29 protein-coding genes and 2 pseudogenes are annotated in these 26127 nt (G+C 68.3%); 18 read left to right on the top strand and 13 right to left on the bottom strand.

The features are described from left to right. Positions 1–65 precede the first annotated feature (65 nt). Positions 66–488, bottom strand: a complete 423-nt coding sequence (locus ACQCSZ_RS21160; protein ID WP_427005592.1) for a DUF1801 domain-containing protein — start codon at positions 486–488, stop codon at positions 66–68. 225 nt (positions 489–713) lie between these two features. Between ACQCSZ_RS21160 and ACQCSZ_RS21165 the strand changes: the two genes are divergently transcribed. Beyond that, on the top strand, positions 714–1340 hold the full coding sequence (locus tag ACQCSZ_RS21165; protein WP_427005593.1) for an FMN reductase: 627 nt from the start codon (positions 714–716) through the stop codon (positions 1338–1340). Positions 1341–1366: 26 nt separating this feature from the next. On the opposite strand, the gene ACQCSZ_RS21170 is transcribed toward ACQCSZ_RS21165, so the two are convergent. Beyond that, the gene (locus ACQCSZ_RS21170; protein WP_427005594.1) at positions 1367–1939 is read right to left on the bottom strand and encodes a hypothetical protein; all 573 of its coding nucleotides are present in this window, start codon (positions 1937–1939) and stop codon (positions 1367–1369) included. Between the two features lie 3 nt (positions 1940–1942). Then, complete coding sequence (locus ACQCSZ_RS21175; RefSeq protein ID WP_427005595.1) at positions 1943–2410, bottom strand: hypothetical protein; 468 nt, start codon at positions 2408–2410, stop codon at positions 1943–1945. Positions 2411–2524: 114 nt separating this feature from the next. Between ACQCSZ_RS21175 and ACQCSZ_RS21180 the strand changes: the two genes are divergently transcribed. Next, positions 2525–2788: a hypothetical protein gene (locus ACQCSZ_RS21180; protein ID WP_427005596.1), complete on the top strand. Its 264-nt coding sequence runs from the start codon at positions 2525–2527 to the stop codon at positions 2786–2788. A gap of 345 nt (positions 2789–3133) precedes the next feature. Next, a complete protein-coding gene (gene dnaB / locus ACQCSZ_RS21185; RefSeq protein ID WP_136321266.1) occupies positions 3134–4513 on the top strand; it encodes a replicative DNA helicase in 1380 nt (459 codons plus the stop codon). 55 nt (positions 4514–4568) lie between these two features. On the opposite strand, the gene ACQCSZ_RS21190 is transcribed toward dnaB, so the two are convergent. Both ACQCSZ_RS21190 and ACQCSZ_RS21195 read right to left on the bottom strand, forming a co-directional pair. Beyond that, complete coding sequence (locus tag ACQCSZ_RS21190) at positions 4569–5567, bottom strand: acyl-CoA thioesterase (RefSeq protein ID WP_427005597.1); 999 nt, start codon at positions 5565–5567, stop codon at positions 4569–4571. Positions 5568–5664: 97 nt separating this feature from the next. Beyond that, on the bottom strand, positions 5665–6594 hold the full coding sequence (locus ACQCSZ_RS21195; RefSeq protein WP_427005598.1) for a LysR family transcriptional regulator: 930 nt from the start codon (positions 6592–6594) through the stop codon (positions 5665–5667). Positions 6595–6808: 214 nt separating this feature from the next. Between ACQCSZ_RS21195 and ACQCSZ_RS21200 the strand changes: the two genes are divergently transcribed. Beyond that, positions 6809–8197, top strand: coding sequence for a short-chain fatty acid transporter (locus ACQCSZ_RS21200; protein WP_427005599.1), 1389 nt, complete (start codon positions 6809–6811; stop codon positions 8195–8197). 82 nt (positions 8198–8279) lie between these two features. Then, the gene (catC, locus tag ACQCSZ_RS21205) at positions 8280–8558 is read left to right on the top strand and encodes a muconolactone Delta-isomerase (protein WP_427005600.1); all 279 of its coding nucleotides are present in this window, start codon (positions 8280–8282) and stop codon (positions 8556–8558) included. An 89-nt stretch (positions 8559–8647) separates the two neighbouring features. On the opposite strand, the gene ACQCSZ_RS21210 is transcribed toward catC, so the two are convergent. After that, the gene (locus tag ACQCSZ_RS21210) at positions 8648–9082 is read right to left on the bottom strand and encodes a DoxX family protein (protein WP_427005601.1); all 435 of its coding nucleotides are present in this window, start codon (positions 9080–9082) and stop codon (positions 8648–8650) included. 197 nt (positions 9083–9279) lie between these two features. On the opposite strand from ACQCSZ_RS21210, the gene ACQCSZ_RS21215 reads away from it, so the two are divergent. The 3 genes from ACQCSZ_RS21215 to ACQCSZ_RS21225 all read left to right on the top strand — a co-directional run bounded on the left by ACQCSZ_RS21215 (position 9280) and on the right by ACQCSZ_RS21225 (position 11751). Beyond that, entirely contained in the window at positions 9280–10623 is a 1344-nt protein-coding gene (locus ACQCSZ_RS21215; protein ID WP_427005602.1) for an MATE family efflux transporter, read from the top strand. An 80-nt stretch (positions 10624–10703) separates the two neighbouring features. Continuing rightward, a complete protein-coding gene (locus ACQCSZ_RS21220) occupies positions 10704–11297 on the top strand; it encodes a hypothetical protein (RefSeq protein ID WP_427005603.1) in 594 nt (197 codons plus the stop codon). An 85-nt stretch (positions 11298–11382) separates the two neighbouring features. Further along, positions 11383–11751, top strand: a complete 369-nt coding sequence (locus ACQCSZ_RS21225; protein ID WP_427008407.1) for a hypothetical protein — start codon at positions 11383–11385, stop codon at positions 11749–11751. 58 nt (positions 11752–11809) lie between these two features. Here the strand turns inward: ACQCSZ_RS21225 and ACQCSZ_RS21230 are convergent, their stop codons facing one another. Further along, the gene (locus ACQCSZ_RS21230; RefSeq protein WP_427005604.1) at positions 11810–12352 is read right to left on the bottom strand and encodes a CGNR zinc finger domain-containing protein; all 543 of its coding nucleotides are present in this window, start codon (positions 12350–12352) and stop codon (positions 11810–11812) included. Between the two features lie 159 nt (positions 12353–12511). Here ACQCSZ_RS21230 and ACQCSZ_RS21235 point away from each other — a divergent pair, with 159 nt between their 5' ends. Continuing rightward, positions 12512–13495 (top strand): EamA family transporter, encoded by a 984-nt coding sequence (locus tag ACQCSZ_RS21235; protein ID WP_427008408.1) that lies wholly within the window; start codon positions 12512–12514, stop codon positions 13493–13495. 78 nt (positions 13496–13573) lie between these two features. After that, entirely contained in the window at positions 13574–13846 is a 273-nt protein-coding gene (locus ACQCSZ_RS21240) for a DUF2277 domain-containing protein (RefSeq protein WP_427005605.1), read from the top strand. Positions 13847–13965: 119 nt separating this feature from the next. Here ACQCSZ_RS21240 and ACQCSZ_RS21245 read toward each other — a convergent pair whose 3' ends face one another. The 4 genes from ACQCSZ_RS21245 to ACQCSZ_RS21260 all read right to left on the bottom strand — a co-directional run bounded on the left by ACQCSZ_RS21245 (position 13966) and on the right by ACQCSZ_RS21260 (position 17810). Then, complete coding sequence (locus ACQCSZ_RS21245) at positions 13966–16299, bottom strand: heavy metal translocating P-type ATPase (protein WP_427008409.1); 2334 nt, start codon at positions 16297–16299, stop codon at positions 13966–13968. A gap of 77 nt (positions 16300–16376) precedes the next feature. Continuing rightward, positions 16377–16607: a heavy-metal-associated domain-containing protein gene (locus ACQCSZ_RS21250; RefSeq protein WP_211877338.1), complete on the bottom strand. Its 231-nt coding sequence runs from the start codon at positions 16605–16607 to the stop codon at positions 16377–16379. Positions 16608–16673: 66 nt separating this feature from the next. After that, positions 16674–17018, bottom strand: coding sequence for a metal-sensitive transcriptional regulator (locus ACQCSZ_RS21255; RefSeq protein ID WP_427005606.1), 345 nt, complete (start codon positions 17016–17018; stop codon positions 16674–16676). A gap of 273 nt (positions 17019–17291) precedes the next feature. Beyond that, positions 17292–17810: a universal stress protein gene (locus ACQCSZ_RS21260; RefSeq protein WP_427005607.1), complete on the bottom strand. Its 519-nt coding sequence runs from the start codon at positions 17808–17810 to the stop codon at positions 17292–17294. 140 nt (positions 17811–17950) lie between these two features. Between ACQCSZ_RS21260 and ACQCSZ_RS21265 the strand changes: the two genes are divergently transcribed. From ACQCSZ_RS21265 to ACQCSZ_RS21290, 6 genes and pseudogenes are all read left to right on the top strand, one after another. Then, positions 17951–18151: a hypothetical protein gene (locus tag ACQCSZ_RS21265; RefSeq protein ID WP_427005608.1), complete on the top strand. Its 201-nt coding sequence runs from the start codon at positions 17951–17953 to the stop codon at positions 18149–18151. Between the two features lie 83 nt (positions 18152–18234). After that, positions 18235–18920 (top strand): annotated as a pseudogene (locus tag ACQCSZ_RS21270) (hypothetical protein); the annotation flags it as partial. Next, the gene (gene epsE / locus ACQCSZ_RS21275) at positions 18889–20061 is read left to right on the top strand and encodes an exopolysaccharide biosynthesis GT4 family glycosyltransferase EpsE (RefSeq protein WP_427008410.1); all 1173 of its coding nucleotides are present in this window, start codon (positions 18889–18891) and stop codon (positions 20059–20061) included. The pseudogene ACQCSZ_RS21270 and the gene epsE, both read left to right, overlap by 32 nt. 97 nt (positions 20062–20158) lie before the next feature. Then, positions 20159–20412, top strand: a pseudogene (locus ACQCSZ_RS21280) (transposase); the annotation flags it as partial. 157 nt (positions 20413–20569) lie between these two features. Next, positions 20570–21703 (top strand): WD40/YVTN/BNR-like repeat-containing protein, encoded by a 1134-nt coding sequence (locus ACQCSZ_RS21285; RefSeq protein ID WP_427005609.1) that lies wholly within the window; start codon positions 20570–20572, stop codon positions 21701–21703. A gap of 18 nt (positions 21704–21721) precedes the next feature. Further along, entirely contained in the window at positions 21722–22000 is a 279-nt protein-coding gene (locus tag ACQCSZ_RS21290) for a MoaD/ThiS family protein (protein ID WP_427008411.1), read from the top strand. Positions 22001–22004: 4 nt separating this feature from the next. Here ACQCSZ_RS21290 and ACQCSZ_RS21295 read toward each other — a convergent pair whose 3' ends face one another. Next, positions 22005–22241, bottom strand: coding sequence for a hypothetical protein (locus ACQCSZ_RS21295; protein WP_427005610.1), 237 nt, complete (start codon positions 22239–22241; stop codon positions 22005–22007). 189 nt (positions 22242–22430) lie between these two features. Between ACQCSZ_RS21295 and ACQCSZ_RS21300 the strand changes: the two genes are divergently transcribed. Continuing rightward, on the top strand, positions 22431–23507 hold the full coding sequence (locus tag ACQCSZ_RS21300; RefSeq protein WP_427005611.1) for an ATP-dependent DNA ligase: 1077 nt from the start codon (positions 22431–22433) through the stop codon (positions 23505–23507). A gap of 72 nt (positions 23508–23579) precedes the next feature. Here the strand turns inward: ACQCSZ_RS21300 and ACQCSZ_RS21305 are convergent, their stop codons facing one another. Beyond that, a complete protein-coding gene (locus ACQCSZ_RS21305; protein ID WP_427005612.1) occupies positions 23580–24899 on the bottom strand; it encodes an MFS transporter in 1320 nt (439 codons plus the stop codon). A 223-nt stretch (positions 24900–25122) separates the two neighbouring features. Between ACQCSZ_RS21305 and ACQCSZ_RS21310 the strand changes: the two genes are divergently transcribed. Further along, positions 25123–26007, top strand: a complete 885-nt coding sequence (locus ACQCSZ_RS21310) for an IclR family transcriptional regulator (protein ID WP_427005613.1) — start codon at positions 25123–25125, stop codon at positions 26005–26007. The last annotated feature ends 120 nt before the right edge of the window (positions 26008–26127 follow it).

The following is a 26127-nucleotide window of genomic DNA, read 5'->3' on the forward strand; positions in this document are numbered from 1 at the left end:
TCGCGCCCATTGCCGGGCCCCGTATGGGCCGTAAGTGACCCCGCGTTGCAGTAGTCCCGTGGGGCTCAGCCGTCGTGCAGGACAGTGGTCATGTGCCGGTTGCCGGTCCGGATCAGCTCCGCCAGCACCGCCTCGTCCACATCCTCGAGCCGGTTGATGTAGAGGCAGCCCGCGCCGGTCCTGTGCTTCCCGAGCCTGCCGAGCAGCCCGGCCGATTCCGGTGCTGCCGTCAGGCCGTACAGCGAGAGGGCGCCCTTCCGGGGGGAGAATCCGACGGCGGCTGCGTCCCCCTCCCGCCCGCTCCCGTACCGGTAGTGATAGCGGCCGAACCCCACAATCGTTGGCCCCCACATCTGCGCTTCCTGTCCGGTGATCCCGGACATCAGCGCCAGGAGGCGGGAACCGTCGCTGCGGCGGACCGGATGCTCGACGGCGGCAAGGAACTCGTCCACGGAGGCGCCCGTCGCCTGGGTTTTGTTTTCAGCCATGAGGGCAGTGTTGCAGACGGCGGCGTCCCTGTCAGCCGCGGCCGGCACCGGCGTCGAACGGTGCACCCTGGTTGCGCTATCAGTTGTGGTTGCCAGTCCGGCCGCTGAGGGACCAAAAGTGATAGGGCAACGGAGGGCGGGAATAAAAGCCCCCGCCCGCTGCTTGTGTAGATAGATGCAAACGCATGTATTATGGTTTTGATCCGTCTACACCAGGAGCACTTCATGGAAACCCGCCGCATCACCGTTCTCTCCGCCGGCCTCGGCGTCCCGTCGTCGAGCCGCCTGCTGGCCGATCAGCTGGCCGCCTCGGCGCAGCGCCAGCTCTCGGCGTCCGGCTACGCGGTCACCGTCGATGTCGTGGAACTGCGGGACCTCGCCGTGGATATCGCGAACAACTTCGTGACAGGCTACGCCGCCCCGCGCCTGGCGGAGGCGATCGCCGGCGTCGACGCCTCGGACGGCATCATCGCGGTCAGCCCGGTCTTCAGCGCCTCCTACAGCGGCCTGTTCAAGTCGTTCATCGACGTCCTGGACCCCAAGTCCCTGGCCGGCAAGGCCGTGCTGCTCGGCGCCACGGCGGGCACGGACCGGCACCAGATGGTGCTGGACTTCGCCATGCGGCCCTTGTTCACCTACCTGCGCACCCGGATCGCCGCGACGGCGGTTTTCGCCGGCCCGCAGGACTGGGGAAATACCGACGACGGCGGCTCGCCGCTCTCGGTGCGGATCGACCGGGCGTCAGGCGAGTTCGCGCGCCTGCTGGAGGGCGCGCAACCGCAGCAGAAGCCGGCAGCGCTGGAATCGCTTCCCTTCGAGCAGCTGCTCGCCGGGATCTCCGGCGGGCACTAGCAAGAGGGGCCGATCGGGGAATCTCCTCAGTCGTCGAGCAGTGCGATGAATTCCCGGGCCTGTTTCATGGAAATGTCCGAGTGGCGTGTCAGGGCTGTCGCGGCCGCCTCGGTATCGCCGCTCTTGGCCAGGGTGCGGATCCTGCCGTAGATCTCATCGTTGAGCATGTTGCTGCTGACCTCGCGCGTGACGTCGCCCTTGCTGGCGATCGCGCGGTAGCGGTACGGGAAACGCTGGGGAGTGTCGTCTTCATCCCCGGGGGAGTCTTGCTGCGGAGCTGAGGTGGGGAGGGGCTGCGGATGGGCGGCCAGTGCGCCGACGGCGTCGCGGGAGGCGCGGAGGCCCTCCCCCGTGGCCTCGAAGTAGAGCTTGATGGCGGCCATGGCCTGTCCCTGCGCAATGAGTGCGTACAGGCGGCGGTGCTGCTCCTCGTTGAGCCTGGCGGCGGCTCCCCGGGCAAGCTCCGCCGGGTCGCGGTTGGGCTGCGGGGACGCCTCCGGCCGTGGCCGGCTCCCGCGGCGGCTCAGGGCCCGGGCTGCCAGCAGCACGCCGGCGCCGACGAGCGCCAGGATCAGGACGGGAATGAGCAGGGATTCCATGTACTACAGCCGATCTACATAATTCTGGGCGGTCAGGAGATCTGAATGGGTTGCGTGGCGCAGCAGCCTGACGGCCTGGATCCTCTTGCCGTTGCGGGCCAGCGACTGGAGCTGCAGGGCGAACTGGGGGTTGAGCTGGCCGCCGGGCAGGACGGGGCCCTGATATCCGGGTTGCCCCGCGGCCGGCGCGGTGCCCGTCCGGGCACGCAGGGAGGTGCGGGCGTGCTCCGCTTGCTGCGACTGCTGTTGCTCGTTCTGGCTGGGGCGGGTGGCCGCATCCACCCGGGCGCGCGCCGCCGTTGCGGCCCGGACCTGGGCTGCGTAATGGGCCTGTGAGCGCACGGCCAGTTCCAGCTGATAGCGCTCCGCGTCGGAAATGCCGGAATCCCGTGGCTTAAGCGCCGTGACGACGGCCCAGAGCACTGCCGCGAGAATGAGGGCAGGCAGTATGACCAGCAGTACATCGCCCATGCCTAGAGCTTATGCCAGAAAGCAGTTATCCACAGCACCCTGAGGCAGAACGCCTACAGGGCAGCGTGGCAGCCGTCAATTCCGCCCGGGCCCGTGACGCCGGCCACAAAATGCATGCAATTGGCGCTGTTTGTGGTTCGGAATCCGCCGCTCATCCCCACCCCCGGGATGCAAGCTGTGGATGAAGCCTTGCCAAACTATTTTTGTGTCCACAAGGTAAGCCTGGTGTTTCCGCAGGTCAGCGACGGATTGAGTGCTGAAGTATTTTTCTATCCACAGCTCTTTGCACAGGCTGTGCACAAGCAGGAGGCACTAGTGCACAGCTTTTCCACAGGGGGCGGCGCCGGCCGGGTTGGTGCCGGCCGGATCCGGGGATAACGTAGCGGGGTATCGGGCCGGGCGTGCGGAAATCCTGGTTGCGGCACACCGCGGTCCGCGCAACGGCCCGTCCTGACCGGACACGGGATCCGGGCTGTGGATAAAGCGGGGGCGGGGCCGGCGTGGCAGCGCGCCATCCTGACGGGGCCGCGTCGACCAGCCGGGTCGGCATCCGGCGCGGGAATCGCGGCAACCGACAATACTGTCGGAGCCGCCTGATAGGACTTAACCGGGCGGGGCACCCGGTTACACGCCACTTTGCACCACAGCACAGACCAAGGCACATGGTTTACACGCCGGCGGCGAACGGATATCCGCCACGGCACACAATGAAGGACGGCAGCTTTGTCAGTTACGCATCTGGACTCGGTCGAGGGTACGCGGGGATCTGAAGGCAGCCGCAAACCTCCGCAGGACATTCCCGCGGAGCAGTCCGTGCTGGGCGGCATGATGCTGTCCAAGGACGCCATTGCCGACGTCGTCGAGATCCTGCGGGGACAGGACTTCTACCGCCCCGCGCACGAGACCATCTACGAGGCCATCATCGACCTCTACGGCCGCGGGGAGCCCGCCGACGCCGTGACCGTCTCGGATGAACTGACCAAACGCGGTGAGATCAACCGGATCGGCGGCCCGGCCTACCTGCACGAGCTCATCCAGACCGTCCCCACTGCAGCCAACGCAGGCTATTACGCGGAAATCGTCGGCGAACGCGCGGTGCTGCGGCGGCTGGTCAATGCCGGCACCAAGATCGTCCAGCTGGGCTACGGCGCGGACGGCGAGGTCGAGGATCTGGTCAACCAGGCGCAGGCCGAGATCTACGCCGTGGCCGAGCGGCGCACCGCCGAAGACTATGTTGTCCTCAAGGACGTCATGGAAGCCACCGTGGACGAGATCGAGGCCTCAGGCCACCGCGGTGAAGGCCTGACGGGGGTACCCACCGGCTTCTACGAACTTGATGAGCTCACCCACGGGCTGCACCCCGGACAGATGATCGTCATCGCGGCCCGCCCTGCCGTCGGCAAGTCCACCTTCGCCCTGGACTTCGCCCGCTCCGCAGCCATCAAGAACAACCTGGCCACGGTGATGTTCTCCCTGGAAATGGGCCGGAACGAGATCGCCATGCGGCTCCTCTCAGCCGAGGCCACCATCGGCCTCCAGGACCTCCGCAAGGGCACCATCAAGGACGAACAGTGGTCCAAGATCGCCACGACGATGGGCAGGATGAACGACGCCCCGCTGTTCATCGACGACAGCCCCAACATGTCCCTGATGGAAATCCGCGCCAAGTGCCGCCGGCTGAAGCAGCAGCACGACCTCAAACTCGTGATCCTGGACTACCTCCAGCTCATGAGCTCGGGCAAGAAAGTCGAATCCCGCCAGCAGGAGGTCTCCGAGTTCTCCCGTGCCCTGAAGCTGCTGGCCAAGGAACTCCAGGTGCCGGTGATCGCCCTCTCGCAGCTGAACCGTGGTTCCGAGCAGCGCCAGGACAAGCGGCCCATGGTCTCGGACCTCCGCGAATCCGGCTCCATCGAGCAGGACGCGGACATGGTCATCCTGCTGCACCGCGAAGACGTCTACGACAAGGAATCGCCCCGCGCCGGCGAGGCGGACATCCTGATCGCCAAGCACCGCAACGGCCCCACCAAGGACATCGTGGTCGCGTTCCAGGGCCACTACTCGCGCTTTGCCAACATGGCCGCCGACGCGGGCGGCGGCTTCTAGCCGCCCGGCGGGCTGCGGCGGCCTGCAGCGCGCCGGCTGGCCGGCCGGCGGACTGTCAGCCGGCCGGCTGCCGGGAAGGCTCGAGGCCGCTGGCGGCCAGCAGGTGGGTGGGCAGCCGGTTTCCGGGCGCGCGGCCGCGGATTTCCAGGAGTTCCCGGGCATGGGCATGCAGCCGGCTGTCCTCCTCTGACACCGGCACCCACTGCGGGATCGGGACGGAGGTGCCGTGTTCATCGCGGGCCACCATGACGGTCAGGCAGTAGGTCGTGAGCTTCAGTTCCCGGCCCTTCGGATCTCCCGAGCGGACATGGACGGCGACGTGCATGCCCTTGGTTCCGGTGTAGACCAGCCGCGCCTCAACTTCCACCACATCGCCAATCAGCAGCGGACGGTAGAACCGTACGCCGCCGGAGAACACGGCTACCGTGTCCTTCCCGCAGTACCGCGACGCGCAGACGTAGGCGGCCTCGTCGATCCATTTCATGACGATTCCGCCATGCACCTTGCCGCCCCAGTTCACGTCGGTGGGGGCGGCCATGAACCGCAGCACAACGCGCTCGGCGGTGCCGGCGTCGGTGTATTCCTGGGCGCTCATGGCCTTGACGATGTCCTCACGGACCTTGATCCGCGCCAGCGCGTGGTCACGCTGTTCGAACTCCCCGGCCGTGGCGGGCTCAAACTGCGGCACCGGGATGGGCTTGCCGTCCGCCCCGACCGCCACGAAGATCACCATGCACTGGCTGCGCATGGTGGCCGGGCCGCCCTTCGGATCGCCGGACGAGACCACGGTGCGGATGTGCATCGAGGAACGGCCTGTGTAGACGATCGTGGCCGTGACTTCGACCATGTCGCCGCTGTTGACCGGATCGGCAAAGTGGATGTTGCCGACGTAGGCCGTGACGCAATAGGACTTGGACCAGCCGACGGCGGCCGCATAGGCCGCCTTGTCCACCCACTCCAGCACCGTCCCGGCGTCGACGGAACCGCTGTGGCCGACGTCGGTGGGGGCCGCAAGGAAACGCAGGGTCACTGAACTGGCGGCTGTTTCACTCATGCTGCGAGTTTACTGACAGGCCCGGCATCCCGCCGCGGGGAAAGGACATAAACGCCGCGCGTGCGCCACACACGGGCCTCAGTCGAGGATGCGGCTGTCAGTCCAGAATCCGTCCCCTCGGCCGCCCCGGGGTCGGGAAAATCTCTTCCATGAGCTCCAGCACCGCTTGCATGGCCCGGCTGACATGGTGTTTTGGCCATACGACGACGGTTGCCAGATACGTGGGGGAGCCCTGCAGTTCCCGATAGACGAGGCCCGGGTGGCTGATGTGGCTCACCGAGGAAAGCGTCAAGGTGACTCCGACACCGGCGGCGACCAGGCCGAGAATGGCATAGGAGTCCGGGGCCTCCTGCATCACCCGGGGCGAAAAGCCCGCTTCCAGGGCCAGCCGCATGGTGGCGTCCCGCAATGTCGCGCCCTGCGTGGCCGGGAAGCTGACGAAGGGTTCGTCGGCCAGGTCCTTGAGGTCCACGGTCTCCTGCGCGGCCAGGGGGTGGTCCTCCGGCAGTGCCGCCAGCAACCGCTCGTAGGCAAATATGCGGGTGTTGACTTCCATGCTGCGGACCGGCAGCCGGGAGAAGCCGATGTCCAGCACCCCCGCCGCGACCAGTGCCGGCGCGGACCCGGCGTAGACCATCGACACGAGCTTGAGCTCGATGCCGGGCTCGGCGTTGCGGAGCGCCTTGGCCAGCGGCGGCAGCACCGACCGGCTGCTTGCCCCCGCGTAGCCGACGGCGACCTGTCCCACCACGGCCGCCGCGCCCAGCAGTGCGGCACGGTCAATGAGCTTGGCGCTCTCCAGGGTCTGCCGAACGGGCTCCCGCACCGCCTGCCCGGCTTCGGTCAGACGGAGCGTCCGTGAACTCCTGTCGAACAGCGAAACCCCCAGATCCTGTTCCAGCCTCCGGATCCAGACACTCAACTGCGGCTGCGCGACCGCCAAACGCTCCGCGGCACGGCCGAAATGCAGTTCCTCCGCCAGGATCGCGAAGGCCTGCAGGTATTTCAGGTGCATCGTGCTGCCCATAACGATTTCCTTATCGGATCTTTATTGATATTTTATTGGACGCTGATTGGCGCCTTCTGTCATGTTGAATGTGCGCCGCCTAACGAGAGCCTGTGATGGGAAGCACTGCTACCCGGAGGCCCGTGCTGGCCTCCCTTCACCCTCCGGGCAGCCGGATGCCCGCGGTCTGCAATGAATTACCCGTGAATTCCGGCATTTCAAAGAGGAAGAAACCATGAACAAGACAGTCATCGAGACTGAATTCCCGGCGGTCAAACGCACCGGCCTCATGCAGAAGGTGGCGGGCTTCTTTACCGAGCTCATGCGCCGGTACCTGCCGGACCCCTTCGTTTTCGCCATCGTCCTGACGTTCCTCACCGTCATCCTGGCCATCGTCGTCGAGCAGCAGAGCTTCACCGACGTGACGGCTGCCTGGGGCAAGGGCTTCTGGTCCCTGCTGGCCTTCACGACGCAGATGGCCGTCATCCTGGCCATGGGCTACGTCCTCGCCAACGCCCCGGTCGTGGACCGGCTGATGGATGCGATCGTCAGCCGGGTCGAAACCCCGCGGACGGCCGTCATCGTGGCCACCCTGGTGGGCGCGGTCGGGTCCTACCTGAACTGGGGGTTCGGCCTGGTGATCGGCGGCATCATCGCCAAGAAGCTGGCCCTGCATGTCAGGAACGTGCACTACCCGCTGATCATCGCCGCGGCCTACAGCGGCTTCACCATGTACGGCCTGGGCCTCTCCGCCACCATCCCCATGCTCATCTCCACCCCGGGCCACCCGATGGAGAAGCAGATGGGCCTCATCACCCTGGCCGAGACCATCTTCTCCGCCCCGATGCTGATCACCGCCGCCGCCGTCCTCATCACGCTCCCGCTGCTCAACGGCATGCTGCACCCGAAGCCGGGACAGCCGGTCACCGAGATTGACCGCGCCCTGCATGCCGCAGCACCGGCCAAGGCCGAGGCAGTGGACCCCGATGCCAGCACCATCGCCTCGAAGCTGAACAACAGCCGCATCCTGGCGGTGGGCATCGGCGCGCTGGGCATGGCGTACGTGGTCATCAATTTCATCCGCGGCGGCGGCGTGGACCTGAACCTGATCAACTTCTTCATCCTGTTCCTGGGCATCCTGCTGCTGGGCACCCCCAATGCCTACCTGCGCCAGCTGAATGAAGGCATCAAGACCATCTCCGGCATCATCCTCCAGTTCCCCTTCTACGCCGGCATCATGGCGATCATGGGCGCCTCGGGACTCGTTCTGACCATCTCGGGCATCTTCACCAGCATCTCCACGCCCGAGACCCTGCCGTTCTGGGGCCTGGTCAGCTCGTTCCTGATCAACTTCTTTGCCCCCTCCGGCGGCGGACACTGGGTGATCCAGGGTCCGTTCATGATGGACGCCGCCAACGCGATCGGCGCCTCCCCTGCCCAGACCGCCATGTCCGTGATGCTCGGCAACGCCTGGAACGACCTGGTCCAGCCGTTCTGGATCCTCCCGGCCCTGGCCCTATCCAAGCTCAAGCTCAAGGACATTATGGGCTACACCGTGATCATGATGTTCTGGGTAGGCATCATCTACATCGCCGCCGTCCTGCTCTGGGGCTTCCTGGGCTAGGCACGCCCGGCAGAGCCCAGCAAGGCCCCGGCCAGTCCGCACGGCAGTCCCACACGAATGAACCCGAACGAAAGAGAGAACCATGTTGTACCTGGTCCGCATGGACGTCCACATTCCCGCAGACATGCCCGCCGAGAAGGCGGCCGAGATCAAGGCTGTGGAAAAGGCCTACTCGCAGAACCTTCAGCGCGAAGGAAAGTGGCGCCACATCTGGCGGGTAGTGGGCGAATACTCCAACTACTCGGTCTTCGACGCGGAAAGCAATGACGAGCTGCACGACATGCTCTCCGGCCTGCCGCTCTTCCCCTACATGGACATCGAGGTCACGCCGCTGGCGCAGCATCCCTCCGACATCCACTAAGCAGGTCCAGAACCTGACAGCGCACGACGGCGGGCAGCCACCCTGGGGTGACTGCCCGCCGTCGCGCGCTGGGTTGTTTGGGGGAGGGGCTACGCGAGGATGCTGAGCTTCGAGTTGGCGCGGCCGAACAGGGCGCGGTCCGCGGAGAGCTTTCCTGCGCCGACCAGGGCCACGGCCACGGCGGCGCCGGCCAGCAGGAGCACCAGCTCATAGCCGCCGGTGGCGGCAAAGACGCCGGCCGAAACATGCACGAGGAAGAAGGCGCCCAGCATGTCCAGGGCCAGGAGGACGGCGAAGACGCGGGTGAGCACGCCCACGATCAGGGCAACGCCGCCGACGAGCTCAAGGGTGGCGATGACCGGGGCTGCCAGCCCGGCGGCCGGAACGCCCATCTGCGTAAACGCGGCCTGGGTGCCGGCGATGGTCCATTCGTTGAATTTCTGCAAGCCGTGGGCGGCGAAGAGGAATCCGGTGATGACGCGCAGGATGGTGCGGGCCGTGGTGGTGAGTGCTGGCTGGTTCATGTGATGTGCCTTTTCTGGAATTGGGGGAGGGGCGCTGCCCCGGGCGTCGGTGTACAGCCCTAAGGTTGCAGCTTCAACTCCAAGTCTTCCGATATTTGGTTGAAATGTCAACTAAACGAGACCGAGTGTGACGCACTTCCCGTTAGGGTGGTTCCGTGCATCTTTCTCCGCCGCCGCCAGCAGTGCCGCCGCCCGCAATGCCCGCAGCGGACGCAAAGCCGCCGGCCGCCGGGCACCGGCGGGACATCCTGCGCCTCGCCGTGCCGGCCTTCGGCGCCCTGATCGCCGAGCCGCTGTTCCTGCTCGCGGACTCGGCCATCGTGGGCCATCTGGGCGTGGCCGAGCTGGCCGGCGTCGGGCTGGCGTCCGCTGTACTGCACACGGGGGTGGGGCTCATGGTCTTCCTGGCCTATTCGACCACCCCGGCCGTGGCGCGGGCGGTCGGCCACGGCCAGCTCCCCAGGGCCCTCGCGGCCGGGCGCGACGGCGTCTGGCTGGCGCTCGTGCTGGGCGCCGTCCTGGCCGTGGCGGGGTTCCTCGCCGCGGAACCGCTCCTGGACCTGATGGGCGCGCGCGGCGAGGTGCGGACATTCGCGGTGGACTACCTGCGCTGGTCCATGCCGGGCCTCGTGGCGATGCTGCTCATCTTCGCCGGGACCGGCGTGCTGCGGGGGCTGCAGGACACCCGGACCCCGCTGGCCGTGGCCGGCGCCGGCTTCACCCTGAACATTCTGCTGAACCTGGTCCTCGTCTACGGGCTGCACTGGTCCGTCACAGGCTCCGCCGTCGGCACCAGCATCGCCCAGTGGGCCATGGCGGGCGTGTACGTGCTGATGGTCCGGAGCCATGCCCGCCGCCACGGGGTCTCCCTGCTCCCCGACTGGCGCGGCATCCGGGCCATGACCAGGGTCGGCTCCTGGCTCATGCTGCGCACGCTCAGCCTGCGCATCGCGATCCTCGCCACGGTCCTTGTGGCCACCGCCCAGGGCCCCGTCAACCTGGCCGCCCACCAGCTCGCGATGACCATCTTCACCTTCCTCGCGTTTGCCCTGGACGCCCTCGCGATTGCGGCGCAGGCGCTGATCGGCAAGGAGCTCGGCGCCGCGCACGCCGGCGCGGCCCGCGAACTGACGCGCACCATGACCCGCTGGGGCCTCGGGTTCGGTGCCGTGACCGGCGTTGTGCTCGCCGCGGTGGCGCCGTGGGCCGGGTTGCTCTTCACCTCCGACGCCGAGGTCCGGGCCGCCCTGACGCTCGCCCTGTGGGTGCTTGCCGCCGGCCAGCCGATCGCCGGCTACGTCTTCGTCCTCGACGGGGTCCTGATCGGCGCCGGTGACGCGCGGTACCTGGCGATCGCCGGCGTCGTCAATCTCGCCGCCTACCTGCCGCTGCTGCTGGCCGTCCGGCTGTCCGGGGCCGGCGGCGGCGCGGCGCTGCTCTGGCTGTGGGCCGCGTTCTCGCTCGGCTACATGCTCGCCCGGGCCCTCACGCTCGGGCTCCGCGCGCGGACGGACCGCTGGATGGTGCTCGGTTCCCATTGAGGTGTTCCCGCTGAGGCGTTCCCGCTGGCGCGCCGGCTGATCCGGCACGGAGTGGATCCGCTTCGCCCTAAACTGGACGGGTGACTCTCCCCGCAGCCCCTGACGCGTCCACCGCATTGCCCGGCGCCGCAGACCTTTGGAAGCCGGTGCTCGTCCGGGCCGCCGTCGCGCTCGTGTTTGGCGCGCTGACCGTGTTCTGGGGCGCGCCGTCCGCGGCCGGAATGGGCTGGGCCGGCGGGGCCTACCTGCTGGCGACCGGTGTGGTGCTGATCTGGAGCGTGCAGAAGGCCGGATTCCAGACCGGTCCACCCGCCGGCAAGATCCTTTCCGCCGCCGGTGCCGTTCTGACCGGAACCGGCGCGGCGGTCGCCCTGATTCCCGGCGGGCTCGTTTTCGGGACCATCGCGGCCCTGGGCCTGGGCCTCGCGGCGGCCGCGGAGCTGTACCTCGGCATCACCGGCCGCGGCCGCTCCGTGCTGGCACGCGACTGGATCGCCTCCGGCGTGATCGGGCTCGGGACGGCCGCCGCGCTGCCGTTCTTCACGGACCTGGGCCCCCACGCGCTGCTCGGTGTTGCCGGCGGCGGGGCCATCATCAGCGGGGTGCTGTGGGCGCTGGCCGGCCTGACGCTGCGGCACGATGCACGGGGCAATTCGGCGGAGGCCGTAAACTAGTACCGACAGGTTCTACCTTGCGTAGAACGATTGCGGTAACAGACCCGCCGCGCCTGCCGGGCGCTGGCGGCAGGAGGACAGTACCCTGGCACAGCAGAAATCCGGAGAACCGCGCGGCCTGCGGACCTCGGTCAAGGGACCGCTCATGTTCTCCGCGTTCTGGGGCGTGGTGGTTTTCGTCGGCGTCCTGGTCTTCGCCTCGGGCGGGAGCGCCCGCTCGCCCCGTTTTGACCTGGCCTTCATCGGCGGAGGCATCGCCTTCATCGTGATCCTGGTGGTGCTCGCCATGCTCTCGATGAGCCACAAGGACAACCCCGAGCACCTCGGGAAGGGCTCCGGTGTCAACCTGAGCTCGAAAAAGCCCGCCACGGGCCACGGCGGCTCCACCCGGCCCGGGCCCGGCGCTTCCGGGGCTCCCGGGGCTCCGGACGCGCCCCGCGACGACCTCGGCTAGGAACGCCGCAACGGCGTCCGCTGGGGCGTCCGCTCCTTAGGATGCGGCTAGGCCGCGGCTAGGACGCGGCCTTCCGCGCCCGGTAGGCGGCCACGTGTGCCCGGTTGGCGCAGTTTCCCGTGTCGCAATAGCGTTTGGACCGGTTCCGGCTCAGATCCAGTACGACGGCGTCGCAGTCCTCGGCGGCGCACACCAGCATCCGGTCCGTCTCCTTGCTGCGGATCACGTCAACCAGGGCCATGGCGGCCTCGGTGCTCATCCGGTCCGCCAGGGGCGCGTCCGGCGTGGTTGCATGCAGATGCCAATCCCATTGATCGTGTTTGACCAGCTGGGGGAGCGCCCGCGCCTCGCTGAGCAGCCGGTTGACGGTCTCCACGGCGGTGGCCTCATCGGCGAGCCAGAGGGCGGCGAGCAGGCCGCGGAGCCGGTGGACGCTGGCCAGCTCTGCCGCGTCCCGGGTCCGGGAACCGGTGAATCCCTCGGCCGCCAGGAAGCGGTCCAGATCCCCGGGGGTAGACAGTTGCTCCTCACCGTTGGCCGCGCTGTTGATGAGGTTGACCACCGAGCGCAGGGCAATTTCCGTGTCAGGGGCAAAAACCATCTTGACTCCTTACCTGCACCGGGCGTACTGTCATGACCATAACCCTACTTTACTCCTGACAGGAGGCAGCCCGTGTCTGCCGAACGCCAACGCGCCGATGCGCAGGTCACCGCCGGCGCCAAGGAGGGTCCTGGAACAACCGCCCCGGCTTCAGGCTTCATGGCCTCGGGCCTGGGTGTGGCCCTCTTCTCCTCGGCGGTGTTCGGCCTTTCCGGCTCGTTCGCCAAAGCGCTGCTGGAGACAGGCTGGACGCCCGGTGCCGCGGTCACGGCCCGGCTCACCGGAGCAGCGCTGATCCTGGCGATCCCGGCCATCCCGGCGCTGCGCGGACGCTGGCACCAGCTCAGGGACAACTGGCTCACCGTCCTGCTCTTCGGCCTCATCGGGGTCGCCGCCTGCCAGCTGTTCTACTTCAACGCAGTGTCCCGCCTGTCGGTAGGCGTCGCCCTCCTGCTCGAGTACCTGGCACCCGTCATCATCGTGCTCTGGCTCTGGGCGGCGAGCCGGAAACGGCCGCGGCCGCTGACCATCGCCGGCACGCTGCTGTCCCTCGGCGGGCTGGTCCTGGTCCTGGACCTCACCGGGGCCGTGAAGATCGACCTCATCGGCGTCCTGTGGGGGATCGCGGCCGCCGTCTGCCTTGCCATCTATTTCTTCATCACGGCCAAGGAGAACGACACCCTCCCGCCGATCGTCCTGGCCTCCGGCGGGCTGATGGTGGGCGCGGTCGTGATGTGGCTTGCCGCGGCGACAGGCCTGCTGCCGATGGCCTTCAGCACCGCCGACACGAAGCTCGGTCCCTGGATAACCCCGTGGTGGATGCCACTGGCGGGGCTGGTGGTCCTGGCGACCGTCCTGGCCTATGTCTCCGGCATCGTCGCCGCGCGGGCCCTCGGCTCGAAGGTGGCGTCTTTCGTCTCGCTGACCGAGGTGCTGTTTGCCGTGATCTGGGCCTGGCTGCTGCTGGGGGAGCTGCCCGGCCCCATCCAGCTGCTCGGCGGGCTCCTCATCGTCGGCGGGGTGGTGCTGGTCCGCGTGGACGAGCTCCGCGCGGCATCCGGGCCCGGCGCGGTCCCCCGGCCGGCCGGTGTCCTGCTGCCGGCGGCGCTGGATCACGCGAACGACGTCGAGCCCGTTCCCTGAGCTGCGGTGCCCTCGGCCGGCGGTTCCAGCGGCCGCGGCCGCCGGCCCCGATCCCGGGCCTTGGATTAACATGGGGATATGTGCCGCAACATCCGGACCCTGCATAACTTTGAGCCCCACGCCACCACGGCTGAGGTGGAGGCCGCCGCGCTGCAGTACGTGCGCAAGATCAGCGGCAGCACGAAGCCGTCCAAAGCCAACGAGGAAGCCTTCAACCGGGCCGTCCACGAGATCGCGCACGCCACCGCGCACCTGCTGGATTCGCTGGTAACGCATGCCCCGGCCAAGGACCGGGCGGAAGAGGCAGCCAAGGCGCATGCCAAGGCCGCTGTCCGCTTTGGCGCCGCCTGAACTGCCCGACCAGGCACCGCCTGGCGCCTGGCGATGCACGGATTTCGTGACGCTACCTGAATGCGGGTAGCGTCACGAAATCCGCGCGTCGTGGGGCGGGTTGCGCGTCACGGGGCTGGCTATTTGCCGAAGCCGCGCAGCCGCAGTGAATTGGCCACAACGAGCACGGAGCTCGCGGCCATCGCCGCTCCCGCGATCATCGGGTTGAGCAGGCCCAGGGCCGCCACCGGAATGCCGACCGCGTTGTAGAAGAAGGCCCAGAACAGGTTGGTCTTGATCGTGGCGAGGGTCCGGCGGGACAGTTCAATGGCCTGCGCCACCTGCCCCAGGTCGTTCCCCATCACCGTCAGGTCGGCCGCCTCGATGGCCACGTCCGTGCCGGACCCCATGGCGATGCCCAGGTCCGCCTGCGCCAGCGCCGCGGCATCGTTCACGCCGTCCCCGGCCATGGCCGCGGTGGCGCCGCCGGCCTGCAGCTTCCGCACGGCCTCGACCTTGCCTTCCGGCAGCACGCCCGCGTAGACATCCTCGGGGCTGATCCCGACGGCGGCGGCCACCCGGGCGGCCACGGCGGCGTTGTCGCCGGTCAGCAGGATCGGACGGAGCCCGAGCTGCCGGAGCCGGGCGACCGCGGCGGCCGAGCCGGGCTTGACGGTGTCCCGCAGGCTGATGAGACCCGCAGCCTGGCCGTCCACGGCGACCCAGATGGCGGTGGCCCCTGATTCCTCCGCCGCGCGGAGGGCGAGCTGCTGCGCCGCCGTGAAGGCGACGCCGTTCTCCCGCAGCCATCCGGTGCGGCCCGCCGTGACGACGCGCCCTTCGACGGTTCCGGTGACGCCGCCGCCGGGGGCGGAACGGAAGAGCTCGACGGCGGGGAGCCTTCCGGCGTCGCTGTTCCGGTTTTCGGCAGACCGTGCCGCGGCGGCGATGGCGCGGGCGATGGGGTGCTCGGAGGCGGCCTCCACCGCCCCGGCGAGGCGCAGGACCCCGGTCCCGTTGAAGCCGGCGAATGCCTCGGTGCCGTCGACGGCGAGGTGGCCGGTGGTCACGGTGCCGGTCTTGTCCAGCAGAATGGTGTCCACCGTCCGGGTGTCCTCCAGGACCTGCGGGCCTTTGATCAGGATGCCCAGCTGCGCGCCCCGGCCGGTTCCCGTGAGGAGTCCGACGGGAGTGGCCAGTCCCAGGGCGCAGGGGCAGGCAATGACCAGCACGGCGACGGCGGCCGTGAAGGCGGCGCGGAGTTCGGCGTCGCTGATCACGGGTCCGGTCAGGAGGAGCCAGGCGGCGAAGGTGAGGGCGGCGATGACCAGGACGACCGGTACGAACACGGCGCTGATGCGGTCCGCGAGGCGTGCGATCGGAGCCTTTCCGGTCTGGGCCTGGGAGACGAGCCGGCCCATCTGGGCCAGGGTGGTCTCGGAGCCCACGCGCGTGGCGCGGACCAGGAGGCGGCCGGAGGTGTTGATGGTGGCGCCTGTGACGGGGCTGTCCGGACCGACGTCCACCGGTACGGATTCGCCGGTCACGAGGGAGGCGTCGACGGCGGAGGAGCCGTCAATGACGACGCCGTCGGTCGCGATCTTCTCGCCGGGGCGCACCACGATGACGTCGCCCACGCCCAGCTGGTCGGCGCGGATCTGGTGTTCATGGCCGTCCCGCAGGATGGTGGCATCCTTGGCGCCGAGGTCCAGCAGGGCCCTGAGGGCGTCGCCGGCCGTCCGTTTGGCGCGGGCCTCGAGGTAGCGGCCCAGCAGCAGGAATGTGCTCACGACAGCGGCGGTTTCGAAGTAGAGCCCGCCGGAGCGCGTTTCCATGCCGGCCATGTCAGGGGAAGCCGTCAGCAACGGGTCTGCCAGCAGCTGCCAGGCCGAAAAAACGTACGCCGCGGTCACGCCGATGGATACCAGCGTGTCCATGGTGGAGGCGAAATGCCGGGCATTCAGGGCCGCCGCCCGGTGGAATGGCCAGGCCGACCACGTGACGACCGGCAGCGCCAGAACCCCCGCAACCCAGCCCCAGTTGGCGAACTGGAACGCCGGGAACATCGAGATCAGCACCACCGGAACGGTCAGGACGGCAGCGAGGACCAGCCGCGGGCGCAGCGTGGCGGCCGCTCCTCCGGTGGTTGAGCTTGTCGAAACCGCAGTACCGGCGGGGATTTCGACAGGCTCAATCACCGGGGAGGGCTCAATCGCCGGGGAGGGATAGCGGGGGGCCCGGACTGTTGCCTGGTAGCCGGCGGCGGCCACCGTCGCGGTGATCTGCTCGTCGGTGACGCCCGCGGGGGCGGTGACCTGGGCGGATTCCAGCGGGAGGTTGACCGAGGCTGCCACGCCGTCGAGCTTTCCGAGCTTGCGTTCGACGCGGCTGACGCACGAGGCGCAGGTCATCCCCTGGATGTCGAGTTCGATCACCCGGGTTCCCGGCTGGTCCAGCAGCTGATCTCTATCCATGGTGCTGCTCACGGTGTTTTCCTGTCCTTTTCTGCCCTGTCCTGGGGGCGTGCGGGCTGGTGACGGGGCGCCGGTGCTCATGCTTCGTTGGCGACCACCAGGTAGCCGGCCTCGGCGATCGCCTCGCCGATTTCGGACGAGGAAAGTGCCGTGTCCGAGGTGATCGTGACCGTGGAGATGCCGCCGGCGTTGAGGTCGACGTCGATCTTTTCGACGCCCGCGAGGGCCTCGAGTTCTTCGCTCACGGAGGACACGCAGTGTCCGCAGGTCATGCCGGAAACGTTGACGGTGGTGGAAACTGTGCTCATGGCTTGCTCCTTGTGGGGGACTGATGGTGGTTTATCAGCCCGATGGCCTGGTATGGGGTGTTGCCGCTACCGCAGCAGGCGGCCGATGGCATCGGTGGCCTCTTTGACCTTGAAGTCAATCGCTTCGGCCCGAAGATCCGGGTCCGGCTCGGAGGCGGCACCGAGGACGCAGTGGCCGATGTGTTCTTGCACGAGTCCCAGGCTGACGGCGTGCAGGGCCTTGGTGACGGCGGCGACCTGGGTGAGGATGTCGATGCAGTACTTGTCCTCATCGACCATCCGGGCAATGCCGCGCACCTGGCCTTCAATCCGCTTGAGCCGGCGCAGGTAGGCCTCCTTGTTGGCGGAATAGCCGTGCTGCTGCGTTTCCGTATCCTCAGCAGCGATGTGGGTAATTTCGGGCTCGTCCATGAACCCAATATATACCCCCTAGGGGTATCCAGCAACTGCCTCGGCGCGAATCGCATGTTCACCACGGTCCGGACATTAAAAAACTCCGGAGTGCGTTATTGGGGGATACGCACTCCGGAGCAGCTTTGGGCGGGCGTCCTTGCCCACAGAAACAAGCTTACTGGGCGGTGCAGGGATAAAGCCAGCGCCCCGGGTAAGTACTTTCACTTTATTTTCCTGTGGCGTTCGCCGCCGGTTCACCCGCCCGTTCACCCGCCGCCTCACCCGCCCGGTTCACCCGCCCCGCGCCGGGCCGTCCGGAGTCCGGCCCGGCGTCCGTGCCGGAACGATCAGGACCGGATGGTCCTGATGATGGCTCAGCCACGCTGCCACGGAGCCGTTGAGTGCCGCGGAGATACGGTGGCCCAGCCCGCGTTCGGGTGTCCCGACGATGATCATTGCCGCCCCGGATTCGGCAGCGAGCCTGCCGATCGCCCGGGCGGGATCCCCGGCGAGGGTACGCAGGGACCAACCGACCCCCTGGCCGGCGAGGGCCGCCTCGATCGTGGACCGGAGCCCCTGGGCCACCGCCCGGATCTCGCCGTCGTCGGTGTCCGGGTGCTGGGAAAGCCGGTGAGCGGACCGTGCCGGATCCCACTCCGCGAGGTAGCTTGCCTCGTCGACGTAGGCACAAATAATCGGGACGGCGAGGCTCCTGGCCAGCGACGCCGCGGTTTCGAGCACCTCGGGGTGCTGGCCGGGATGCACGCCCACTACCAGGGGAGCCGGGCCGCCGTTGCGCGCTGAAGACATACTCAATTCTTTCCCCTGGGCGCCGGCCTGAACAGGGATTTGCCCGGTCTTCCTACGCAACGGGCCGCCGTCGCGGCGTGGCTATTGAACACCCCCGGCGCGGGGGCATAACGTTGAAGAACGAGGAAAGGGTGACCGCCGTGGAAATCTTCATGTGGTGGCTGGATCTGGATCTGGCGTGCAAGGAGTGGCTGCGGGAAAACCTGCGTGCCGCCGAGTTGCCAGTGGACGTACGGCAGAGCATCGCGGCGGCCGGTGGACCCGGCCCGGACGATGTGGCGGTGGTGCTGACCGAGGCGGACTGGGACTTCATCGAGACCCAGTCGGAATTCGTCGACTGACTCCGGCCCCGTCCCGGGCGCTGCCTCCGCCGGCGGAAAAAATCAGCCAAAATGCATTGCGGCCGTCCTTCGGTGGTGGTTGTATGGGGGCCATGGTTACCGCAGAGCGTTATGTCCGGGCGATCGGCACGAAAAGGGCTCTGGCTTGCGACAAGCCCGGACCGCAAGGACTGGTACCTCTCGGGCCCGCATTTCCTGATGAGTGAAATCCCCAGCATCGGTATTGACAGCCGCGACGGCCGGACCCGGATCCTGGTGGGAGTACGTTCCGAGCACTGGGGACCCACGGTCTTCCACTCCGATGACCTGGGCGCAACGTGGGACGAGCCCGAGCAGCGCGCCATCCGGTTCCCCGAAGACACCGAGGCGGCGCTGGAGCGTGTCTGGCAGATCCATCCCGACTCCGAAGCCCGGCCGGGGGTCGTCTGGGCCGGCTGCGAGCCGATCTCGGTCTGGAAATCAACCGACGGCGGTGAGCACTTCGAGCTCAACCGGGGGCTCTGGGACCATCCGCACCGCAAGGAATGGGGCGCCGGCTACGGCGGTGCCGCCGCCCACTCGATCGCCGAGGGGCTGCCCGCGGACTTCGACTTTGTCATGCTGACGCATCCGCGCCGGGCAGGGACCGCCATGGGGAAGGAAAGCGACAAGTGACCGACTCGACGACGCCGGCTGGGGCCGGCTCGCCCACCCGACTGGGCTACCTGGTGCCGGAATTCCCCGGTCAGACGCACATCATGTTCTGGAGGGAGTTGCGCGAGCTGAGACGCCTGGGCGCGCACGTCGACCAGGTCAGCACCCGCGCACCCGCCGTCGAGGTGCAGGCGCACGACTGGAGCGCCGAGGCGAGCGCGGCGACGACTTACCTCTTCCCCCTCGGCGTGGTCGCGCTGCTGGGTGCGCTCGGCCGCCTCGTGGCGTCCGGACCCCGGGCCTGGGGGCGAGCCGGCGTCGCGGTGCTCCGCAGCGAGCGCAGCCTCCGCGAGCGGGGCCCACTCCTCGCCGCCGTCCTGCTGGGCGCACGGCTGGCGCAGCTCTCGCGGCGCCGGGGCTGGAACCACCTGCACGTGCACTCGTGCGCCTCGGCGGCCGACGTGGCGCGCTTCGCCCGCATCTTCGGCGCATGCCAGTACAGCCTCACCTTGCACGGCGGGCTGACCGACTACGGCCCGGACCAGAGGGCCAAGTGGGGCGGCGCCGAGGCAGGCATCGTCATCACCGAGCAGTTCCGCAGCCAGCTGCGGTCGGCTGTCCCGCAGCTCCCGGACCGCCTTCCGCTGTGCGGCATGGGTGTCGGGCTGAGCCGGCTGCGGCGCCCGGCGCCGTACCGTGCCTGGCGCGGCGAGGGTGAGGCGGAGCTGTTCTCCTGTGGAAGGCTGAACCCCGCAAAGGGGCACGCCGACCTCATCAGGGCGGTGGGGATGCTCCGGCAGGACGGTCTCGCGGTGCGCTGCGCCATCGCAGGTGAGGACGAGGCCGGTGGCACGGGCTACAGGCGCGAGCTCGAGGCGCTGATCCGCGAGCTCGACCTCGAGGGCGCCGTCGAGCTGCTCGGTGCAGTGTCGGAGCGGGAGGTCATCGACCGGCTCCACGGCGCCCACGTCTTCGTCCTGGCCAGCCTCGGTGAGCCCTTCGGCGTGGCGGTCATGGAGTCGATGTCCGCCGGCCTTCCCACCGTGGTCACAGACGCGGGCGGCAACCCCCAGCTCGTGGACGACGGCGTCGACGGGGTCCTGTTCCCCGTGGCCGACCCGACCGCGCTCGCAAGCGCAGTCACCAAGGTCTTGCACGACCCGGACCTCGCCGAGTCCCTCGCGGTCGCCGCCGCTGCGACCGCGGCAGCACGTGACCTCGCGCCGAGCAGCGCGCAGGTGCTCCTCGAGCTCGCGGAGCCCTCCCGCACGCTGTGAGGCGACCTCGCGGGTGACCTCTGCGGTGAGCCGTTCAAGCCACCGCGGAAGCGGCGGTCAGTGTCTCAAGGCGCTGCCCGCGCGGGCCACTTGCCGCTTCCGGACCGCCGGGCACCTCGCCGCCTACGCCGGCATCGCACCGGTCACGCGGCGGTCCGGGACGTCCATCCGCGGGGAATTCCCTGCCCGGAACGCACTGTTGGGTCCGCGTGGATCGCCTCCCGCCACGACCCCGTTTCCAAGGCCTACTACGACCGGAAACGAGCCGAAGCGAAGAAACACAACGCCGCCGTCATCTGCCTGGCATGCCGCCGCTGCGACGTCATCCACGCGATACTCCGAAACGGGACACCCCTTCCCAGAGGCGTAAGTTCTGACGGCGGCCGACTGGGACTTCATCGAGGCGCAATCCGAATTCGTGGACAAAGTCCCGCACCGAAGCTGCCTGTGGGAGCGGGTGCATGCTGCCCCGGGAAAACCATTGCGGCCGTCCTTCGGTGGTGGTTGCATGGAGGGCATGGCTACCGCAGAGAGTTATGTCCTGGCGATCGGAACCAAAAAGGGGCTCTGGCTTGCGACAAGCCCGGACCGCAAGGAGTGGTCCCTTTCCGGCCCGCATTTCCTGATGAGTGAAATCCCCAGCATCGGTATTGACAGCCGCGACGGCCGGACCCGGATCCTGGTGGGAGTCCGTTCCGAGCATTGGGGGCCCACGGTCTTCCACTCCGATGACCTGGGCGCAACGTGGGACGAGCCCGAGCAGGGCGCCATCCGGTTCCCCGAAGACACCGAGGCGGCGCTGGAGCGTGTCTGGCAGATCCATCCGGACTCCGAAGCCCGGCCGGGAGTCGTCTGGGCCGGCTGCGAGCCGATCTCGGTCTGGAAATCAACCGACGGCGGTGAGCACTTCGAACTGAACCGGGGGCTCTGGGACCATCCGCACCGCAAGGAATGGGGCGCCGGCTACGGCGGTGCCGCCGCCCACTCGATCGTCATCGACCCGAGCGGCGAGAAGGTGCACGTCGCCATGAGCACCGGCGGGGTTTACCGCTCGCTCGACGGCGGGGCCTCCTGGGAGCCGCGCAACAAGGGGATTTCCGCCTACTTCATGCCCGATCCCAACCCCGAATTCGGCCAGTGCGTCCACAAGATCGCCGCGGACGCCGCCGTCGACGGCCGCCTGTACGCGCAGAACCACCACGGCGTCTACCGCAGCGATGACGACGCCGAGAGCTGGCAGTCGATCGCCGAGGGGCTGCCCGCGGACTTCGGCTTTGTCATGCTGACGCACCCGCGCCGGGCGGGCACCGCCTGGGTGATCCCGTTGAAAGCCGACAGCGAACGGATCCCGCCGGACGGCAAGCTGGCCGTCCACCGGACCGACGACGCCGGCAGGAACTGGAAGCGGCTCCACACCGGGCTCCCGGAAGCCGAGTACAACGCGGTGCTCCGCGATGCCGCCAGTGCCGACTCCGCCGAGCCCGCCGGCGTCTACTTCGGAACGCGCGGCGGCAGCGTCTACGCCAGCGACGACGAGGGCGACCACTTCACCGAGCTGGCCTCGCACCTGCCGGACGTGCTGTGCGTGCGGGCAGCGTCCGTCCCCGCGGACCTGCTCGCCGGCGTCCCCGCGGGGCCGTGAACTGCCGTGGCCTCTGGAATCAGCGTGCTGCTGCCCAGCGTCCTCCAGCCGCTCGCCGGCGGGCAGTCGAGCCTGACTGCGCCCGCGGACGGGACGGTGACGGTTCAATGGCTGCTGGACTCGATGACCCGGGATTATCCGGCGCTCTCGAGGCGGTTGCGGGACGAGACCGGAACGATCCGCCGCTACGTGAATATATACGTCAACGGGAATGAGATCCGGCGGCTGCAGGGCCTGGCGACTGAGGTGGCACCCGGCCAGGAGGTCCTGATCCTCCAGTCCGTGGCCGGCGGCTGACGCTTCAGGCGACCCGCCAGAGCGTGCACTCGTCCGCGTTGATCGCCTTCCGTGAGCCCGACTGGCGGTCCATGATCCAGATGACTCCGATTCCCGGGGCGGTCTCCTGGACGCAGCCGCGGCGGATCACGACGTCGTCGTAGTCCGGTCCCACTTTCAGGCGGGCCTCGATCTCGTCGCCGCGGTGCAGCTGGTCGAGGGCCCGGATACGGGTTACATGGGTTTTGGCTTCCTTCAACATGGCGGGGCCTCCCGGACTGGAGCTGGTGCCTGCTGTTTGCCGGCACCTCCAGTGTGGCGCGCCGATGTTGCGGGGGCGTTTCGGTGCGGTAAGCGGTGGGTTAGTTCTGGGCGCCGGTGCTGTTGCCGGGCGAGGGTTATTACCGGGCGGGGGTTGGCGGAGGACGGGCGTGGGGCAAGAATGGGCACTATGCGACTGCCGCTGATGCCCCCGATTGCGCCGATGCTCGCGAAGGCCGTGGATGCGCTGCCCGAAGGGCCGGTGAGTTTCGAACCGAAGTGGGACGGCTTCCGGTCCATCATCTTCCGCGACGGCGAGGAAGTGGAGATCGGCAGCCGCAACGGCAAGCCGCTGACCCGGTACTTCCCCGAGCTGGTCGCGGCGCTGAAGGCGAATCTGCCGCCGCGCTGCGTGGTCGACGGCGAGATCATCCTGGTCGGGGCATCCGGGGACCGGCTGGACTTCGATGCGCTCCAGCAACGGATCCACCCCGCCGCGAGCCGGGTCAGGCTGCTGGCCGAACAGACGCCGGCACGGTTCGTCGCGTTCGACCTGCTGGCGCTGGATGAGGAGGACTTCACCGCACGGCCGTTCACCGAGCGGCGGGCGGCGCTGGAACGGGTGCTCGCTGACAGCACGGCGCCAATCCATCTGACGGCCGCGACCCGGGACCGGGAGACCGCCGGGCAGTGGTTCCGCCGGTTCGAAGGCGCGGGCCTGGACGGGATCGTGGCCAAGCCGCTGGACGGCCGGTACCAGCCGGACAAACGCGCGATGTTCAAGATCAAGCATGAACGCACCGCCGACTGTGTCCTCGCCGGCTACCGGGTGCACACGAGCGGGCCGGACCGGATCGGCTCGCTCCTGCTGGGCCTCTACGACGGCGACGGATCGCTCACCAACGTGGGAGTCGTGGGCGCTTTTCCGATGCAGCGCCGCAAGGAACTTTTTGCGGAACTCCAGCCGCTCGTCACCGGCTTCGAGGATCATCCGTGGGCGTCGGCCCGGCAGGAGGAAGGGACCAGGACGCCGCGCAATGCCGAGGGCAGCCGGTGGAGCGGCGGCAAGGACCTGTCCTTCACGCCGCTGCGTCCCGAGCGCGTGGTCGAGGTGAAATATGACCATATGGAAGGCGAACGGTTCCGTCACACGGCACAGTTCGTCCGCTGGCGCCCGGACCGCGATCCGCGGACGTGCACCTATGAACAGCTCGAAGAACCGGTCAGCTACGACCTCGCCGAGGTCCTGGAAGCCGGTCGCCGGTAACCGCCCGCCTACGCCGACGGCGGCCCGCCCCGGGAAGGGACGGGCCGCCGTCGTACGTCATGCCACGGAACCTCAGCGCAGGCCGAGTTCCTTGGTGGGAACCTTGTACGTTTCCTTGGCTGTCAGCGCCGAGATGGCAGCGATGACGCAGATGACCGCGGTGAAGATGCTGATCTGGACCCAGCCGCCGGGCTTGATGCCGCCCATGGCCGCCACGATGGCAGGTGCGAACCCGGCCATCAGGAAGCCGAGCTGGGTGCCGATCGCCAGGCCGGAAAAGCGGACCTTGGTGCTGAACATCTCGGCGTAGAAGGAAGGCCAGACGGCGTTGGAGGCGGCGTAGCCGAAGGAGAAGAAGCCGATGGCGGCGAGGAACATCAGCGGGACGCTGCCGGACTCCAGGCTCAGCAGGAACACAGGCGTCAGGATCGCGCTGGACAGTGCCCCGTATATGAAGACCGGCTTGCGGCCGATCCTGTCCGCGAGCTTGCCGAAGAGCGGCTGGGTGCCGAGTGCGACAAGATTGGCTCCGACGACGAGCCACAGCGTGGTGGTGCCGTCCACGCCGGCGACGGTCTTTGCGTAGCTGATGGCCAGGGTTCCGAACACGGTGGAGACGGCGGCGATGAAGGCACAGGCGATCACCCGGAGGACATCGCGCCAGTGGTGCTTGAGGAGGTCGGCGACGGGGAGCTTGGCGATCTGTGCGGTCTTCTGGGCTTCCTCGAAGGCCGGCGGCTCGTGCAGGGTGCGGCGGATGAAGAACGCCACCAGGACCACGACGGCGCTGAGCCAGAACGGGATGCGCCAGCCGATGCCGTACTTGATCTCGTCCGGCAGGGCCAGGACGGGGATGAAGACGAGGGCGGCGAGGATCTGGCCGCCCTGGGTGCCCGTCAGGGTCCAGGAGGTGAAGAAGGAACGGCGGTTGTCCGGGGCATGCTCGAGGGTCATCGAGGAGGCGCCGGCCTGCTCGCCGGCCGCGGAGAGGCCCTGGCAGAGCCGTGCCAGCACCAGCAGCACCGGGGCCCACCAGCCGACCGTCTTGAAGTCAGGCAGGCAGCCGATGACGAAGGTCGAGGCGCCCATCAGCAGCAGCGTGAACATGAGGACCTTGCGCCGGCCGACGCGGTCGCCGAAGTGGCCCAGGATGACGGCGCCTACCGGGCGGGCCACATAGGCGAAGCCGAAGGTCGCGAAGGACATGATGGCGGCGTTGGCGTCGGCGTCCGGGAAGAAGACCTTGGGGAAGATCAGGGCGGCTGCCGAACCGAAAATGAAGAAGTCGTAGTATTCGACGGCGCTGCCCAGGAAGCTGGCGAGGGCTGCCTTCTTCGGCGTCCCGGCCGGGGCAGCGGTGCCCGGGCTCGCGGACGGAAGTGTCTGGCTCATGGTGTTCCTTTGCTGTGACGACGGTGTCGCGGATGGATCAGGGGTACCCAGCTGCCGTTCCTCTAAGTCTGCGGCGGCCGGAGGTCCGTGGAAAGACCCGGACTAGTAGCCACATCGTGGAAGCTACTTGTGCGATGTAGCAATCATGGCTGTGAGTACTGTCACTTGTCAAGAAAATAATCACCATCTAGAAATAGTTCTCACGATGTGGCAATATGAGGGTATGAGTGTGAATCAAGACACAGACCTCGACGGCGCCGCCCCGCCCCCCGTGACCCCCGTCCCCGAGGCGGATGCCGTCCCCGAGGCGGATGCCGGCAAGGCAGCCACGGCAGCCAAGGGGGCCAAGGAAGACTCCCGGACGGACATGGTGGGCAAGGCCCTGGGCCTGCTGGTGCTGCTGGGGGACGAGCCGCGCGGCGCCAGCGCGGCGGAGCTTTCCCGCCGCGCCGAACTGCCGTTCAGTACCACCTACCGGCTGCTCGGCTCCCTGACCCGGGACGGCTTCGTGGACTACGAGCCGGACGGCCGCCGCTACCGCCTGGGCCTGCGCGTGTTCCAGCTGGGCCAACGAGTCTCCAACCATCACGGTTTCGCCGGCACCGCCCTGCCCGTCCTGCGGCGTGTCACGGACGAGACCGGTGAGGCCACTATCCTGTCCGTGCGCGACGGCGACCACCATCTGACCGTGAACAAGGTCGATGGCCCCCAGACCTTCCGGGTCACGAGTGATCCCGGGCATCTGGGCGCGCTCCACACCACGTCCGTGGGCAAGGCGCTCGTGGCCTTCGCGGACCACGCCACCCGCACCCGTCTTGTCGACGGGCTGGAGCTGGAGCCGCTGACCCAGTTCTCCATCACGGACCGGGACGCCTTCCGGACCGAGATCGAGCTGGTCCGGCGCCGCGGCTACGCCACGATGGACGAGGAAAACGAGCTGGGCATGCGCGCCGTCGCCGTCCCGGTCTTCGACTCCCAGGGCCACGCCTTCGCGTCGCTGGCCACCGCCGTCCCGGTCTTCCGGATGGGCATGGAGGCCCTCGTGGCCCTCGTTCCGCTGCTTCAATCCGCCGCGGCCGAGCTGTCCGCCAGGCTTCCCCAACGATGAGAACCGCCCCGGCCGTGGCCGCCGTCGTTCTGAATTGTTCGTCATAAGAACAACAGTGCAACATATGAACATTTGCGGTACTGTAATCCCCATCACCCGGCCCGCCGGCGACGCCGAGCG

Source organism: Pseudarthrobacter sp. H2 (genome assembly GCF_050157045.1).
Classification (GTDB): domain Bacteria; phylum Actinomycetota; class Actinomycetes; order Actinomycetales; family Micrococcaceae; genus Arthrobacter.

Coding starts and splice junctions, on each gene's coding strand:
- ACQCSZ_RS21160 (WP_427005592.1), bottom strand. CDS start 488: ATGGCTGAAAACAAAACCCAGGCGACGGGCGCCTCCGTGGACGAGTTC.
- ACQCSZ_RS21165 (WP_427005593.1), top strand. CDS start 714: ATGGAAACCCGCCGCATCACCGTTCTCTCCGCCGGCCTCGGCGTCCCG.
- ACQCSZ_RS21170 (WP_427005594.1), bottom strand. CDS start 1,939: ATGGAATCCCTGCTCATTCCCGTCCTGATCCTGGCGCTCGTCGGCGCC.
- ACQCSZ_RS21175 (WP_427005595.1), bottom strand. CDS start 2,410: ATGGGCGATGTACTGCTGGTCATACTGCCTGCCCTCATTCTCGCGGCA.
- ACQCSZ_RS21180 (WP_427005596.1), top strand. CDS start 2,525: ATGCAATTGGCGCTGTTTGTGGTTCGGAATCCGCCGCTCATCCCCACC.
- ACQCSZ_RS21190 (WP_427005597.1), bottom strand. CDS start 5,567: ATGAGTGAAACAGCCGCCAGTTCAGTGACCCTGCGTTTCCTTGCGGCC.
- ACQCSZ_RS21195 (WP_427005598.1), bottom strand. CDS start 6,594: ATGGGCAGCACGATGCACCTGAAATACCTGCAGGCCTTCGCGATCCTG.
- ACQCSZ_RS21200 (WP_427005599.1), top strand. CDS start 6,809: ATGAACAAGACAGTCATCGAGACTGAATTCCCGGCGGTCAAACGCACC.
- catC (WP_427005600.1), top strand. CDS start 8,280: ATGTTGTACCTGGTCCGCATGGACGTCCACATTCCCGCAGACATGCCC.
- ACQCSZ_RS21210 (WP_427005601.1), bottom strand. CDS start 9,082: ATGAACCAGCCAGCACTCACCACCACGGCCCGCACCATCCTGCGCGTC.
- ACQCSZ_RS21215 (WP_427005602.1), top strand. CDS start 9,280: ATGCCCGCAGCGGACGCAAAGCCGCCGGCCGCCGGGCACCGGCGGGAC.
- ACQCSZ_RS21230 (WP_427005604.1), bottom strand. CDS start 12,352: ATGGTTTTTGCCCCTGACACGGAAATTGCCCTGCGCTCGGTGGTCAAC.
- ACQCSZ_RS21235 (WP_427008408.1), top strand. CDS start 12,512: ATGGCCTCGGGCCTGGGTGTGGCCCTCTTCTCCTCGGCGGTGTTCGGC.
- ACQCSZ_RS21240 (WP_427005605.1), top strand. CDS start 13,574: ATGTGCCGCAACATCCGGACCCTGCATAACTTTGAGCCCCACGCCACC.
- ACQCSZ_RS21245 (WP_427008409.1), bottom strand. CDS start 16,299: ATGGATAGAGATCAGCTGCTGGACCAGCCGGGAACCCGGGTGATCGAA.
- ACQCSZ_RS21250 (WP_211877338.1), bottom strand. CDS start 16,607: ATGAGCACAGTTTCCACCACCGTCAACGTTTCCGGCATGACCTGCGGA.
- ACQCSZ_RS21255 (WP_427005606.1), bottom strand. CDS start 17,018: ATGGACGAGCCCGAAATTACCCACATCGCTGCTGAGGATACGGAAACG.
- ACQCSZ_RS21260 (WP_427005607.1), bottom strand. CDS start 17,810: ATGTCTTCAGCGCGCAACGGCGGCCCGGCTCCCCTGGTAGTGGGCGTG.
- epsE (WP_427008410.1), top strand. CDS start 18,889: ATGTTCTGGAGGGAGTTGCGCGAGCTGAGACGCCTGGGCGCGCACGTC.
- ACQCSZ_RS21285 (WP_427005609.1), top strand. CDS start 20,570: ATGGAGGGCATGGCTACCGCAGAGAGTTATGTCCTGGCGATCGGAACC.
- ACQCSZ_RS21295 (WP_427005610.1), bottom strand. CDS start 22,241: ATGTTGAAGGAAGCCAAAACCCATGTAACCCGTATCCGGGCCCTCGAC.
- ACQCSZ_RS21300 (WP_427005611.1), top strand. CDS start 22,431: ATGCGACTGCCGCTGATGCCCCCGATTGCGCCGATGCTCGCGAAGGCC.
- ACQCSZ_RS21305 (WP_427005612.1), bottom strand. CDS start 24,899: ATGAGCCAGACACTTCCGTCCGCGAGCCCGGGCACCGCTGCCCCGGCC.
- ACQCSZ_RS21310 (WP_427005613.1), top strand. CDS start 25,123: ATGAGTGTGAATCAAGACACAGACCTCGACGGCGCCGCCCCGCCCCCC.